This window comes from Proteus sp. ZN5 (assembly GCF_011046025.1).
In the GTDB taxonomy this organism is placed as follows: Bacteria; Pseudomonadota; Gammaproteobacteria; order Enterobacterales; family Enterobacteriaceae; genus Proteus.
In genome coordinates this window covers 1,301,318-1,314,940 of sequence record NZ_CP047639.1, presented here as the reverse complement: position 1 = coordinate 1,314,940, position 13,623 = coordinate 1,301,318, and the positions used below count along the sequence as shown (strand labels likewise).

At 36.8% G+C, this 13,623-nt stretch carries 14 protein-coding genes, 1 tRNA gene and 1 pseudogene; 4 read left to right on the top strand and 12 right to left on the bottom strand.

What is annotated here, in order from left to right; translation table 11 throughout:
- Positions 1–93: 93 nt before the first annotated feature.
- The 4 genes from GTK47_RS06015 to GTK47_RS06000 are packed head-to-tail and all read right to left on the bottom strand — an operon-like array spanning position 94 to position 3,987.
- Complete coding sequence (locus tag GTK47_RS06015) at positions 94–1,191, bottom strand: extracellular solute-binding protein (RefSeq protein ID WP_165122425.1); 1,098 nt, start codon at positions 1,189–1,191, stop codon at positions 94–96.
- Positions 1,192–1,205: 14 nt separating this feature from the next.
- On the bottom strand, positions 1,206–2,048 hold the full coding sequence (locus GTK47_RS06010; RefSeq protein ID WP_165122424.1) for an ABC transporter permease: 843 nt from the start codon (positions 2,046–2,048) through the stop codon (positions 1,206–1,208).
- Positions 2,045–2,908 carry an ABC transporter permease gene (locus GTK47_RS06005; protein ID WP_165122423.1) on the bottom strand — a complete coding sequence of 288 codons (864 nt, stop codon included), beginning with the start codon at positions 2,906–2,908 and terminating at the stop codon, positions 2,045–2,047. The genes GTK47_RS06010 and GTK47_RS06005 overlap by 4 nt, the downstream gene beginning before the upstream one ends.
- Positions 2,905–3,987: an ABC transporter ATP-binding protein gene (locus GTK47_RS06000; RefSeq protein ID WP_165122422.1), complete on the bottom strand. Its 1,083-nt coding sequence runs from the start codon at positions 3,985–3,987 to the stop codon at positions 2,905–2,907. Before GTK47_RS06000 ends, GTK47_RS06005 begins: the two co-directional genes overlap by 4 nt.
- 226 nt (positions 3,988–4,213) lie before the next feature.
- On the opposite strand from GTK47_RS06000, the gene GTK47_RS05995 reads away from it, so the two are divergent.
- The 3 genes from GTK47_RS05995 (at position 4,214) to GTK47_RS05985 (ending at position 6,585) form a co-directional block, all read left to right on the top strand.
- A complete protein-coding gene (locus GTK47_RS05995) occupies positions 4,214–5,044 on the top strand; it encodes a glycerophosphodiester phosphodiesterase family protein (RefSeq protein WP_165122421.1) in 831 nt (276 codons plus the stop codon).
- 22 nt (positions 5,045–5,066) lie between these two features.
- A complete protein-coding gene (locus GTK47_RS05990) occupies positions 5,067–6,176 on the top strand; it encodes an ROK family transcriptional regulator (protein WP_165122420.1) in 1,110 nt (369 codons plus the stop codon).
- 151 nt (positions 6,177–6,327) lie between these two features.
- Positions 6,328–6,585, top strand: coding sequence for a hypothetical protein (locus GTK47_RS05985; protein WP_165122419.1), 258 nt, complete (start codon positions 6,328–6,330; stop codon positions 6,583–6,585).
- On the opposite strand, the pseudogene GTK47_RS05980 reads toward GTK47_RS05985, so the two are convergent.
- Positions 6,566–6,837 (bottom strand): annotated as a pseudogene (locus GTK47_RS05980) (Arm DNA-binding domain-containing protein); the annotation flags it as partial. The gene GTK47_RS05985 and the pseudogene GTK47_RS05980 sit on opposite strands and share 20 nt — an antisense overlap.
- A 105-nt stretch (positions 6,838–6,942) precedes the next feature.
- Here GTK47_RS05980 and GTK47_RS05975 point away from each other — a divergent pair.
- Positions 6,943–7,012 (top strand) — tRNA-Met (locus tag GTK47_RS05975).
- 62 nt (positions 7,013–7,074) lie between these two features.
- Here the strand turns inward: GTK47_RS05975 and GTK47_RS05970 are convergent.
- From GTK47_RS05970 to GTK47_RS05940, 7 genes are all read right to left on the bottom strand, one after another.
- Positions 7,075–7,923 carry a hypothetical protein gene (locus GTK47_RS05970; protein ID WP_165122418.1) on the bottom strand — a complete coding sequence of 283 codons (849 nt, stop codon included), beginning with the start codon at positions 7,921–7,923 and terminating at the stop codon, positions 7,075–7,077.
- A gap of 28 nt (positions 7,924–7,951) precedes the next feature.
- The gene (locus GTK47_RS05965; protein ID WP_165122417.1) at positions 7,952–8,488 is read right to left on the bottom strand and encodes a fimbrial protein; all 537 of its coding nucleotides are present in this window, start codon (positions 8,486–8,488) and stop codon (positions 7,952–7,954) included.
- A 6-nt stretch (positions 8,489–8,494) separates the two neighbouring features.
- Positions 8,495–9,019, bottom strand: coding sequence for a fimbrial protein (locus GTK47_RS05960; RefSeq protein WP_206535881.1), 525 nt, complete (start codon positions 9,017–9,019; stop codon positions 8,495–8,497).
- Positions 9,020–9,028: 9 nt separating this feature from the next.
- Complete coding sequence (locus GTK47_RS05955; RefSeq protein ID WP_165122415.1) at positions 9,029–9,526, bottom strand: fimbrial protein; 498 nt, start codon at positions 9,524–9,526, stop codon at positions 9,029–9,031.
- A gap of 26 nt (positions 9,527–9,552) precedes the next feature.
- Entirely contained in the window at positions 9,553–10,308 is a 756-nt protein-coding gene (locus tag GTK47_RS05950) for a fimbria/pilus periplasmic chaperone (RefSeq protein WP_165122414.1), read from the bottom strand.
- A gap of 32 nt (positions 10,309–10,340) precedes the next feature.
- Entirely contained in the window at positions 10,341–12,839 is a 2,499-nt protein-coding gene (locus tag GTK47_RS05945; RefSeq protein ID WP_165122413.1) for a fimbria/pilus outer membrane usher protein, read from the bottom strand.
- A gap of 87 nt (positions 12,840–12,926) precedes the next feature.
- Positions 12,927–13,472, bottom strand: a complete 546-nt coding sequence (locus GTK47_RS05940; protein ID WP_165122412.1) for a fimbrial protein — start codon at positions 13,470–13,472, stop codon at positions 12,927–12,929.
- Between the last annotated feature and the right edge of the window lie 151 nt (positions 13,473–13,623).

Genomic DNA, 13,623 nt, shown 5'->3' with positions numbered 1-13,623 from the left:
ATAGCATAGTTCGTAGTTATACGTATTGAAAGGCCTTGTTAAAAAATGTTTAACAAGGCCTTTGGAGGATGTATGCATTTTGATAAATAAGGGTTATTTCATCGTAACATTACGGACAAACTCCTTCCTAAACTGCATGCTATAACTTTTACCATAGAATTGTACATCCGGTGATGATGCTAGACTTTCTGCTTTTTGTTGCTTAGTCATAGGAACTGTGCCGAAGGTTTCCTTCAGCTCTTGCTGGGTTTCGGGCCTGATCAACCAGTCAATAAACAAGGCAGAGGCTGCCGGGTGCTGACTATTATTGGCGATAGTGACTACATTCCCTCCGCCCGGCATACCGAACTCAGGGATATAAAATTGCAAACGCGATGTGATAGCCCCACTACGCTGTAGACCGAGCATGTGATCTTCCCAGGCCGGCACCAGCATCAACTCACCATCATTTAACCGAGTGAGGCTATCTGCACCTGATGCAGTTTGAATGATACCCTGCTTATTCTTTGTGAACCACGCCCATCCAGAAGACCAGTTTTTAATCACATTGGGGTCTGTCTTATCTGAACTACTATCGAATTCGCCACTGTTTAATGTGATAACGCGTTGAATGAATGCCTCGCCTGCCCCACCGTTATTGGGATCGTTATAACCAAAGCGTTTCGGGTTTGCATCAATAAACTTTTGGAGGTCATTGAGCGTTTGAGGAAGTGGCTTATCACCCATTTGTGTTGGATCGTATGCAAAACCGGTTTGGTTCCCCCAAAACGCAACAGCATAGCCTTTCGTATCAATATTTTGAATTGTATGGATACCATTGCTATAACTAGGTATCCAATCAATTTTAGCGATTGCATTTGCATTTGTAGTAATCGGAAGTTGCGAAATAGATAGCGCCATAACGTCTATTTTGCCAGTCGGCCTTTTTGATTCTGCAAGCAACTTGTTCATATTTCCATCAACGGTTCCTTCAGGGATTTTCACCTTGACCCCATATTCATCTTCGAATTTTTTTACAAAAGAACGCCATTGTGGCTGAAGATACCAAACGCTGAAATTAAGTTCACCTTCTTGCTTGGCTTGCTGGACCACTTCATCCCAGCTTTTGTTTGCAAGCGAAGCGTCGTTCTTTGCACAAACGGTTCCAGTGACCACTAAACCAAACATCATTAGTAAAATGCTTTTTTTCATTTCCAAATCCTCTTTTAGGCTTTCCCTGTAGACTGAGATAGATAATTCCCCTTCAGTAGGCGCTCAATGATGATCATAAGAATGACATTTGGGATAACCAATATCATTGATACCACTGCTGCATCAGGCCGAACAAATGAATACCCTAAGAATGAATACAAAATTGTTGGCACCGTAATAAAATCAGGTGAACCTAAGACGAAAGAAATACTGAACTCTTCAAGACTACGAACTAAACAGAAGATAAGCGAAGCGAGAAGACTTGGCTTCAGCATTGGGAGGTATGCATTTCGAAATGTCCCCCAGAAACCAGCCCCCAAATCTCTTGAAGCTTCGATAATATCCTGAGGAACAGACTTAAAACCCGCAGACATTATTCGGATTGAATACGGCAGGGTAAGCACGGTATGCCCAATAACAATACTGATAAATGTATTGCTGATATTTAGATTCATGAGCATTGAACTGAAGAAAATACCGATTATCATTCCAGGCATTACTAACGGGATCAAGGTTAACATTTCCGCCACAGCCTTTCCTCGAAAGGTCATTCGGCCGAAAGCATAAGCCGTTGGCGTAGCCAACAAAAGACATAAAAAAGCGACGGCAGGAGCGATGGTGTAACTGTTAAACAACGCTGTTGCTAACGACGTTTGCTCCCACATTAGCTTCCAACGTTCTAATGACAACTCCGGCGGGAATAGATCTGGGTAACTCCAAGGATGTTGAGGATCTACCAATGACCATAAAATAGCCATACCGAATGGTAAACCCAACCAGACCAAATTCACAACAATAAAGAATATCAATGAAATTTTAACAACCTTCTTACCGTTTACTGTCGCGACCTTGTTCATTTGACCTCCCCCTTCCTGGTGGCTAATGGTGTCAGAACTGTTGCAACGAACAATGTTCCTAGTGCGGAAATAAGCATGATGATAACGGCAATAACGGCTGCGTTATTCCATTCGCCATACTCCATTGCAGTAGCCTGCATCAAACGGGCCAATGAATATGTATTACGAGGACCTGCGATTGAAAAGAATGCGAAATCCCCGACAGCGCCGATGAATATCAGAATCAATGAAACTTGAACAGCAGGTAAGGTTAATGGAAATACTACATCTGTAAAACGCCGCCACCTATTGGCACCAAAATTACTTGCTGCATCTAATACATCTCCGCGAATGGAATTAACCGCTCCACCAACCAAAATTAAGGCAAAAGGTAAATTTTTCCAGATCTGGAGAATGATGACTCCCCAGCCAAAATCATCATTTTGCATGCGCAAAGGTTCATCTATAATCCCCAGTAATTGAAGCAAGCTATTAATTATACCGTGATAGGCGATAAGATTGACAAATAAGAAGGCTGCAACCAAACCAGGAATAAACATAGGAGCCCGTAACATACCAATGACTACTTCCTTTCCATAAATTGGTTGTCTTAGCCACAATGCAATAGGATAGGAAAGTAAGACTGCACCTATAGCGCCTAAAACAGAAACTTTAACCGTGTAGTACAAGGCGCTTAATAAGATAGGCTCACTTAAAATACTCTTCCAATGCTCTAACGAAAACTCGCTTTCCCCTGTCAGATTGAAATAGCCAATACTTTGAGCGATGACAACATAGAATGTGGAACCCATCAATAGAAGTATAGTTCCCAATCCTGTGCTCATTAGAAGCCACGCTTTAACTTCATTACGCCAGTTCATGAGTCCTCCTGCGCAACAGGCTCAAGAAAACGAATAGAATCCTCAGGCAAGTAAAAAGTCACTTGAGCACCTATCTCAAATGGCGGTTTTTTTACCAGTTGTAATCTTACAGATAATGTCTTGGCTTCATTCGATCCCCAGGCCTCAGTGAGGTTTCCCATAAACGCCATCTTATCAATGGTTAAAGAGAACGTATTGTTGCTGCTTATCGCTTTAGGTTGGTATTGCGCATCTTCGGGGCGCCAACAAATATAACAATACTCCGCAGGTGGAGGGGTAGATGATTTGACGTAAAACTCACCCAGCTTGCATTTTATTCTATAAAAGCCTGGTTGTTCAGTTGACTGGACATGCGCCTCGTCGATATTTGCCGCACCAATAAAGTCAGCAACAAAACGACTAGCGGGACGATAATAAATATCCTCAGGTGTTCCGATTTGAGCTATTCCTCCAGCATTTAAAACGACTATTTTGTCAGACATAGATAATGCTTCAGCTTGATCATGTGTCACATAAATGGAAGTGAGCTGATACAGCCTTTGCAATTCCTTTATTTCAAACCTGACACTTTCACGCAACTTGGCATCAAGGTTAGATAATGGCTCGTCAAATAAGACCAAATCTGGTCTAGTGATCATTGCCCTTGCCAATGCAACACGTTGCTGCTGACCACCAGACAACTGTGAAGGCATTTTTAAACGGTGTCCTTCTAATCCAACTTGCTTGAGAGATTCCGATAACCGCATTTGTTGTTCTTTAATTGGCGTCTTTTTTTGTTTGAGGCCAAAGCAAATATTGTGCGATACATTCAAATGTGGAAAAAGCGCATAAGATTGAAAGCACATTGCAGTATTTCTTTTTTCAGGTGGCAGTCCTGTAATTGGTTTCCCATTAAGAATTATTTCACCATCATCTGGTTGGTGGAATCCACCGATCATTTTTAATAACGTTGTTTTTCCGCAACCACTAGGCCCAAGCAAGGTGACAAACTCTCCCTCTTCAGCTGTAAAGCTAATATTTCTAGCGGCATAGAATTCACCAAATTGCTTTGTAACACCCTTTACTATCAAGGTAGACATATGGTCACCCTCTCGTTTATTTATACATCACTTAAATTTACATGCTAAATATTAAAATAATGTGACGAGATTCATTAATTTAACATTTTTCTCATGAATAATAATTTAACTCATTTAATAACAATGAGTTAAATTAAATATAAAAATACTCAAAGAATAGTGATTTTAAATATTAAATATAGGTGTTAAATTTAATATCAATACAACAGCCATTAGGAGATATTCCATGTCATTTAATTTTCATCGTGCAGAAGAAGGCATTGTGCTGGCGAATGGCCATCGGGGGTATACCCGCAAATATCCAGAAAATACGCTACCTGCTTTTATCGGGGCACTTGAGGTAGGAACGCACTGTATTGAAATAGATGTCCACCTTACAGTAGACAATGAAATTGTCGTCACGCATGACCATCGAATTGATCGCGTCTCGACTGGTACGGGATTTGTTGAAGAAATGACTTATGGGCAGTTATGCCGTTATGATTTTGGGGTAAATTTCGGTGATAAATTCGCAGGTACACCCATTCCACTGCTAAAAGATGTGCTGAATTGGGCTGTCAAAAACCATGTGGGTTTGATTGTCGAAGTCAAGCAACGCCGTCGAGTCGATGATTTTATACATCACCTTGTTATTTTACTACAGTCAATACCTGATGCGATTTCACATATTCAATTACTCGGATTTAGTCACGTTCTGATTAATAAAGTCAAAGAACGTATTCCAGAACTGGCATTGCAGGTGGTAACTATTGAGCGCTATAACAACCAACTTGCAGGGGTTCTAGCATCAAACGCCAGCTGTGTTTGTATTGAATATGAGTATACTCACATTGATGATTTAATCGCCTACAAAAAAGCCGGACTGGGCGTGAGGCTCTATTTGCATGAGAATAAGAATGGTATCTATCCATTAGAACAATATCAGCTTAAGTTTGGGGGAGACTGCAAGTCAGAAATATTTCGATGGATGCAGTTGGGACTAATTGATATTCTCAGCCATGATGATATTCCATACTTGCAAACGCTTATTGAAGAAGCAGGCCTCCGTTGGGCATAAATTTAGTTTTTGGATGTAAAAAATGAATGAAAAACCAGAGTCATTGGATTTAAAGCCGACCCAGCAACTTTTATTGGAACTGATTCGACGGCATGGCCCAGTCTCTCGTGCTGAATTATCTAAATTGTCCCACTTGACACCAGGGGCAATTACTCAGCAATGTCGTGAACTAATCTTCTCAGGACTCATCGTTGAAGGGGAGAAAAGTACAGGACAAAGAGGGCAACCTTCTTTACCGTTAAAATTGAATTCAGGCGGAGCATGTTCAATCGGAATTTCTTTTAGCTCTGGCTTTATCGACCTAGCTATCGTTGATTTTTGCGGGAAAAAATTATTTAGCACTTCAGAACCGCATATTGAAAACCAGCCATTAGATGCAACATTGCAGCAAATACAAAAGCTAGTAGTTAACACATTAAAAAAACTCAAGCTTTATAACGCACGAATCCTTGGTGTTGGTTATGCCGTTCCTGGTTTTCTAAAATCGGATGGCAAGAAAAGACATTGTGTCGCATGGCTTGAAAGCTGGAGAGATGTCGATTTACAAGCTGTATTTGAGGCTAATCTACCTTGGCCTACATGGGTAGAAAACAATGCAAATGCTTCTGCTATTGGTGAAATGTACTCAGGTCAATGGAATGAGTATCGAGATTTAACATTGATAGAACTGGGATATGGCATCGGTGCGGGCATCATCGCTGACCATAAATTGTTAACGGGTGGATTTAAAAATGCTGGCGAAGTGGGTATGGCATTTCCAACTGGAGCACCTAGACCTTCTTATAAAGATCTGTTGGCAAATCTACACAAAGCTGGTTTTGATGAAAAGCAACTACCACAACTGATCCAAAAGAAGGAACCTACTTTTGAAATGTGGTATCAGCGTGCTTTGCAACAATTAGAAGATACAGTTATGGGGTGTTTGCAATGGCTAGACCCTCAACTTGTGATTATAGGTGGCGTAATGCCAAGTGTAATCACTGAACGACTGGCAAAAGATATTACGGCTAATATAAAACAGAGACTAGACCCTGATAGGCCCCCTGCAAAAATTGCTCATTCCTCAATCGGAGCTGAAAGCGCTTCGTTGGGGGCTGCAATGCTATCGTTATACCAAGTAATCCATCAATAGCAATACCATACTATCGTAGGTGTTTATTAGTCTTGATGTTCCATTAATCACTATTTATGGACTGTTCCACCCAGTCCATTTCTTTTGAATTCAACAATTTTCTCCCTACCAATAGTGCGCTTGCGACCAAATTTCACACCATTGAGTAATATTGGCAATACCTGATGCGATTAAAAGGTACGGCCCATTTCCTGTTGTTCTTGAAGAGCGGTTTAATAGCCAGCTAGATTATGTGATCAATCATATACTGAAAAATATAGGTTTAGATCATGAAACTGTAGGTTTTTTACAAGCTAAAGGAGGCGGGTGGTTTAATGAAATAAGAAATAGACTAAGAAATGAAAAGTTTCATTTTGTTGAAATCTCAGGAGAAAGCTATTGGTCCCAGATGGATCTTTTCCTTCCATGAGCCACGAACCATATTTTTTACAAGTTCAGTAGCTGTTACCCGCTTCATTTCTGGCTAAATTCCCAGTTTAATGGACCGTTCCTTTGTTTCTTTTTCAACATAGTAACGAAAATAGAAAGTTTTACTTCCAGAAGTCTGAACTTTTACTCCTAATCGTCCTGTTCCACGTTGGCCTGTGTTACTCCATTCATAGTAAGAAGTATTTTTAGCTTTTAGTCCACCTATTGCTGTATCTGTTAAATGGGTAGCTATAAATTCTCATTAATCAAATTATAATTACCAATTTATTATAAAATGAGTCAGATATTAGGTCGGTAAATATAATGCTCTCACAAACATTTGAGAACGAATGGAAACGAATGACTAAATTAAATATGCATGACTCATAATCGCTTGGTCACTGGTTCAAGTCCAGTAGGGGCCACCAAATTTAAAGCCCCAGATAAGCAATTATCTGGGGCTTCTTGTTTAGCGCTAATATTATCAAGATCAAAGAACAACAATAACAATCACCGTAGAACCACGAAAAGGCCCTGATTTAAGCTTTCCTACACTTTTAAGTTCTGAACTTAATGTAAATGAGTTGGTATAACGAGAGGCTGTTTCTTTATTTGCAATAGGTAATTCAAACAACTCATTAGCAGGTTTATTATTTATTTTTAAAATAGACTGTAATGTATTTTCTTCATTAAGCCAAATTGCACCATCATCATTGGTTGTAGCAGAAATAATAACTTTGGAATTATAGTTACATTGGATTTTTACACTTTTTGTTTGCTTAGTAACATTCGCATTATTATTGAGCACATCATTATATGCCAATTGATTATAATTAAAGTCAATATTTTCGACATTAAAATCACAAACCAGATCTGGTGATGGCGCTGCACCACAAATAGAACCCGGTAATAAAGGATCTGATGCACTCCTTCTTTGACCATAAAATATTCCTACACATTCAGATGTAACAACCGTTCCTGAATGAACAACCCTAAAAGTGTAAGGTAATGGTGTTATTTTAAGAAATGCCTCTCTTAATTCATCCATCGTTTTATATTTAGAAGCATCGGCTATTTTGGGATCTCGGCTTGAATAGGTTCCTGCTGTACCATTAGCATAATGACGATGCGCGACATAGACCTCACAGCCAGCCACGTTATAACAAGGATTGGCCACACCAGGCATCAGAGTCCAACGTTCAATCTGTCCTATATAAGCTAACCCAGGGATCCCCCCGCTTATATTTTCAACTTTAGAAATATAAGAAAAAATATTCGCCTGAGCAGGAAATGAAGATATCATAACTAATATCAATAATGCTTTAAGGTAACCTTTCACTTTAACTCCATTTTGTCGTATTCATAAATTATGGATATGTGATATGAAATGTGGCAGTGCTACTAAATTTTCCTAATTCGATTTTTTTACTCACAACCACACTGGGTTCTGCTTTCAAAAAGGCATTAAATAAAAATTGGTTTTCATTTTTATTTAATGAAAACTGGCTATTATCTTTATTAATTGCGATAAATTTCTTATTTTTATCTTCTATACCGATACCAATTCCTGAAGGTTTACCGTTAATATTAATGCCCAAATATCCTTTATGTGAATCAGATTCAAACCCTTCAAACAAAAAATTAATATTTTTAGCGACACTGTTATCACAATTTGAAACGGTAATAATAAAAGGGATACCTTCTGTTTTTTGCCCATCACGTAATGCTTTTACATCAACCGTATTAAACTTCACCGTTAATGTTTTATTATCAGATAAAACAGTACAAGGCTCTTTTACTAAGTTGCCTTCAAAAAAGAGATTATCTGCTGCCTTTACACTCATTAGTGATAGGGTAAGGAAAGAGAAAATGAGTGAATTAAAATATAACTTTTTAAGTTTCATTAGCCTCTACTCATATTCAAATATAACAGATGCTGATGAACGAAATTTACCTTCAGCCAAATTAGCCCCCTGTTTTTTAACAAGTAATGCACTAAATTCAGGTAACTTACTACGTTCCACTTTTATTTTTTTATTTACAGGTAATAACTCTGTGTTATTCAAGACTATTTTTATAGCTAAATCAGTGACACTTGTTGCTAATAATTGATTATCAAATACAGCCGGATCACCTTTAACTGAAACTTTAAACGAGAATTCTTTACTATCCCCTGTACACGATAGATCATAATTAAATTTTTGCTGATAGTTATCTTGTTCTATTTTAGAAATAACCACATTGTTTCCAAAATTCACATAAATAGGTTCATTATTATTAAACGTACAGATTGGAGGAGGGTTTAGTATTTTCCCTTTTAGCTCTATATTTGCAGTTGCTAATGAAGTTTTAGCCTCTGCTGAATAAACAGAAACACTCGATAACAAACCGATTATCAATAATAAAAAAGAGAACGAAAATGTATTTCTATTCATCATTTCCTCCTAGAGATAATCGACATTAAGAAATGCGGTTGCTGTAAAATCACCAGAAACGAGCTTTTCATTTGGATTTTTAATCAGAAGCGCCTCAATTTTAATTGTATTGGTATATGTAAAATTGTATTCCGATTTAAGCTTAACTTCTTTATCTAGATAAAAAAACTTAACACCGACATCACTGCGTCCGGCAGTAACTGCATTATTATCAAAAGAAGAAGGAGAACCAGTGATAAAAAACTTCATATTATTGGTCGGTCTTTCATTGCAAGATAAAGGAATAATTAACTCAATTTTATTTTTTTTACCATCAAAATCAGCAGGATACAACTCACCAAAATCACCTTTAATCGTGTTTTTATTATTAATAATACAAGCTACTGGAGGTAATATTTCTCCATATACATTTACCTGTAAGTTTTTTTGAGCAGCACTTTCTCTTACGATAAAAAATGACGTAATAAAAAATAAAAAAATAAAGAAAACACCCCTTCTTCTTGTCATATCAGCAACCTAATCATTTATCTTTATTAGCTTTGGTTTAATTTACTTACCGTACATTGAGTACTTTTACAGTCAAATTCAATATCTATTTGAGCGCCGTAATCATTAATGTAGGTTAGTATTGGTTTTTTATTAAACTGATTCACACCGATATTAATTTTTTCTTTTCCATTAGGCTCAATCATAAAAGATTTAAACGCTTCAATGGTATTATCTGAAAAATCCTTTTTAGCGCTTACAAAGGTAATATTGTAAGGAGTTGGATTATTCATCACATAGTTATTACCTTGTTTTTCTAAGGTTAATTTATTCTGTGGTGCAAGTTCCAATTTATCAGAGGCTAGTATTAATGAAGCTGGTCTATAAAAAATTTTTACTCGTGTTTGCAATGCAATTTGTAAAACATTATCTGAATCACTTCTAGGAGGGATCTCTCTTAAATTAAAATAGAATACACTTTCTCTATCTTGAGGAAGAGAAGTAACAACATCAAGAGGTTGAACCTTTATTTGGCTTTGTTCATTTTTTTCTAATCGTTGTATAGGTGGAAGTGCAAGAATAGGCTCTTCTATTTTCTTACCAGTAAGATCTTCTATCCATGCTTGCGCTAAATAAGGCTGATCAGGACTATTATTTGTGATATTTAAACTGACTGATCCTTTCCCTTCATTTAAAATAATTCGTGTTCTATCTAAAGAAACCGCTGCGTTAACTGTTTCAATAAAAAATAAAGAAAATAATGGAAAAGCTAACATTGATATTTTTTTTACTGATAGACGCATATCTTAAACCTTAATTTTTAATTTCTTAAAACTCAATCACATGTCAATAAAATTGATGTGTAATTTCCTTTAGCTGATAAATCTGGCAACTCTATTTTACATACGTTATTTTCAGATAACTGGATGAATAATATTTCATGGGATTTAACACCACCTAAATATGCTGAACCATTATCGCTCACCATCCCCATATCCTGGTTTGATTCATTTAATATCGTTGAACCAAATGGTGCAAAAGAACCATCTTTTAGCATAATCTTTGCAATGATTTTAGCACCTTCAGAGACATTAAACTTACGATAACCTATCGCCCCTTCGGTTAGCGTAAATTGCTGTATTGAACCTTTTGCTTCAATATTACTAGGTAAATCGTCAATATTTACGGATACACGACTGCGCATATAATCACTGCCTAATGGTAGAATTGCTTTACCAAAATAGTTAGTGGTTGTATTCGGGCCATTTCCACTAACTGGAACATTTTGAACCCCATTAGTATCCAATAATATACGTGAGCTTCCTGGTATATTAATACGATGAAGCGCCCCACCTTTAGGTGTTAATGTCGCACCGCCGTCAATAGATAATGTAGCAACACTACTAACAGAATCAGTATATGAAGCACTACCAGAAACGACTGCAGAGTCCGCATAATGGCGATAATAGCCGCTTACGTTTGCTCGACCTCTCGCTGTCGTACCACCTGTAATATTATAGTTATTTCTATCATCAACTGTTTTGTTATAGCTAACCGTATTAGCGATATCTCCACTGTTAATATAGCTGTTCATACTGATTGTTGTTTTTGTATCTAATGGAATACTTAAGTTAATAAAAAAACCATTATCACTTCTTCCGTAAGTGTTATTTTTGTATGCATTAATATTTATAGAGTTATTTTTGAAGCTTGCTACATTAAAATATTTCGATAATGAAAAACTAAAGTAATCGCTTTTTTCACTATTCCAATAAGTACGATGGCTATAAGAAAGATAAGCATTAAGACCAAAATCAGGAAAACTTTGGCTGAATGTCAACAAATAGAGATCTTTATCTTTATTCACTTCTCTATTGTAATATTTACTATCAATATATTGATTTAACGTCAAAAAGTCTTGTTCTGCAAAACGGTATCCCGCTAATGTGACTTGGTTATTAAATTCTTCAAATCTTTTTGAGTAATTAATCCGATAAGCATTTCCTTGTTTGTCATCATTTTGATTATTAACATCTTTTGCAAATGACGTCGTCATATCCACAGAAATGGCACCAAACATTAATAAATCACGCCCTATTCCTGCAGAAAAAGAGTTATATTCATCACTGACAATCGCTCCACCAAATAAAGACCAACCATTATCTATTCCCCATGAAAATTCGCCCATACCAAACATGGGGCCTTTTCTATTTCTATCAACATCTGAAGGTTTTCCTATCAGGGTCTTATAACGGATTTGTCCTGGTCTCGTTAAATAAGGAACACTTGATGTATTTACTTGGAATTCTTGGATTTTTCCATTATCTTCCTCTACACGAACATCAAGGACACCCGAAATACTTTCATTTATATCTTGAATCGCAAAAGGTCCCTGACTTACCGTTGTTTCATAAATAATTCGCCCTTGTTGGCTAATAATGACTTTTGCGTTAGATGATGCCACGCCACTAATTTGCGGTGCATACCCTCTTAAATTAGGCGGTAACATATTATCTTCAGAGGATAACGTTACTCCCATATATCGAATATTTTCAAACAGATCAGATGAACTGTAATTTTCACCTAACGCAAGCTTTGCGTTTAATGGCTTAATAGAGCGGTAAGCATAAATTTGAGCCCACTTCCAATCGAAGCTTTTATCTTCTGCATCATTATTATCATAAACACTTTGCCAATCAGCACGTAAACGCCACGCATCAATATTCAGCCCCATTGTCCCTTGACCATTAAGGCTAAACTGATGACTACTTTCAGATTTTCTTTTTATATCTTGAGCTGTTAGATGATAGTCAAAGAGTGCCCCAGAAATTCCTTCATCCCATCGAGACGGAGGATCCCACCCTTGAGCAGTGTAATTTAGGTAAGCTTGAGGTACGGAGATAAACAGTTTACTTTTCTTTAATTGTGGTTTTACTGTCATGCTTGGTAATGAATTTATATTCAAACACTGTTCATTACTCCACCATGTTAGATCCTTTAAATAAGGCTCTTGTAATGAAAATTTTTCGACAACTTCGCGAGGAATACAAACTAGAGTTTCATCATCGTTATTTGATGATTTTATAAATTTAATCTTATAATTATGCTCGATTAAATCTTCATTAAGAAATATAGAAACTTCATAGATACCAGGATAAATATAATCTTCTTTAGAGAATCGAGATAAGTCAATATTATTTCTATCCTCTAAATTTAAAATATCAGTATTAAACTCAACAGGTTCATCTGCATATAATAAGGAACTATGAACGAGCGATATGCTTGATATCACATAGAATATACATTGCCATACTTTGAAGTTGAAATGTGACATAGTTCCCCTATCTATTGCGTGTAACGCTCTCACTTATAACCAAATAAATAGCCCCTAAGCCGAAACTGGCTCAGGGTGCTAATAATCTTATTTATAGGTTAATGCAAAAGTAGCAATAGATGAGAAAGTACCTGGAGTCACATCAACGCCTTGCTTTCCTTGTAAATAAGCAGAGAAACGTAATTCATTAGGGCCTTCAGATAATACTTGTGCAGGTGATGTTGCTTCACCTAATTTAACGATGTTGCCACCGTATTGAGAAATAATAACGCCCGCACCTTTTGCTGTACCATCAATAGCAATAGCGTTATCAATACCTGTCGCACCTAAACCAGAGAAAGTTGCTTCTACTGTTTTATAAGTTTTGGTTGAACAGTTTTCTAATTTGATGGTAAATGCTTCAGAAGTGCTACGACCACCTTCTTTTAATAATGAAGATGATACTTGTCCTAATTGAACTGTTTGTTTGTCATTATTTGGTGCGATTGAACAAGGTGCATCAATAATTTCACCTTCAAAGGTAATTTGTCCATGACCGCCAGTAATTGGCTCAACAGGATCTTCTGCAAATGCAGATCCAGCGACCATTAAACAACTAAAACCCAATACAGCTGCTAATTTAGTTAATTTCATTTTCCACCATCTCTATTTGATTATAAAAAGGCAAATTAAAATAATTAATCTGCATTAACCCTAACCATAAAAATGAAATTTTTAGTTTTCTAAAAAATAAATATCAAATTTATTAGATACAGTTATCCCGTCAAACTATTTAAAGTTCTAA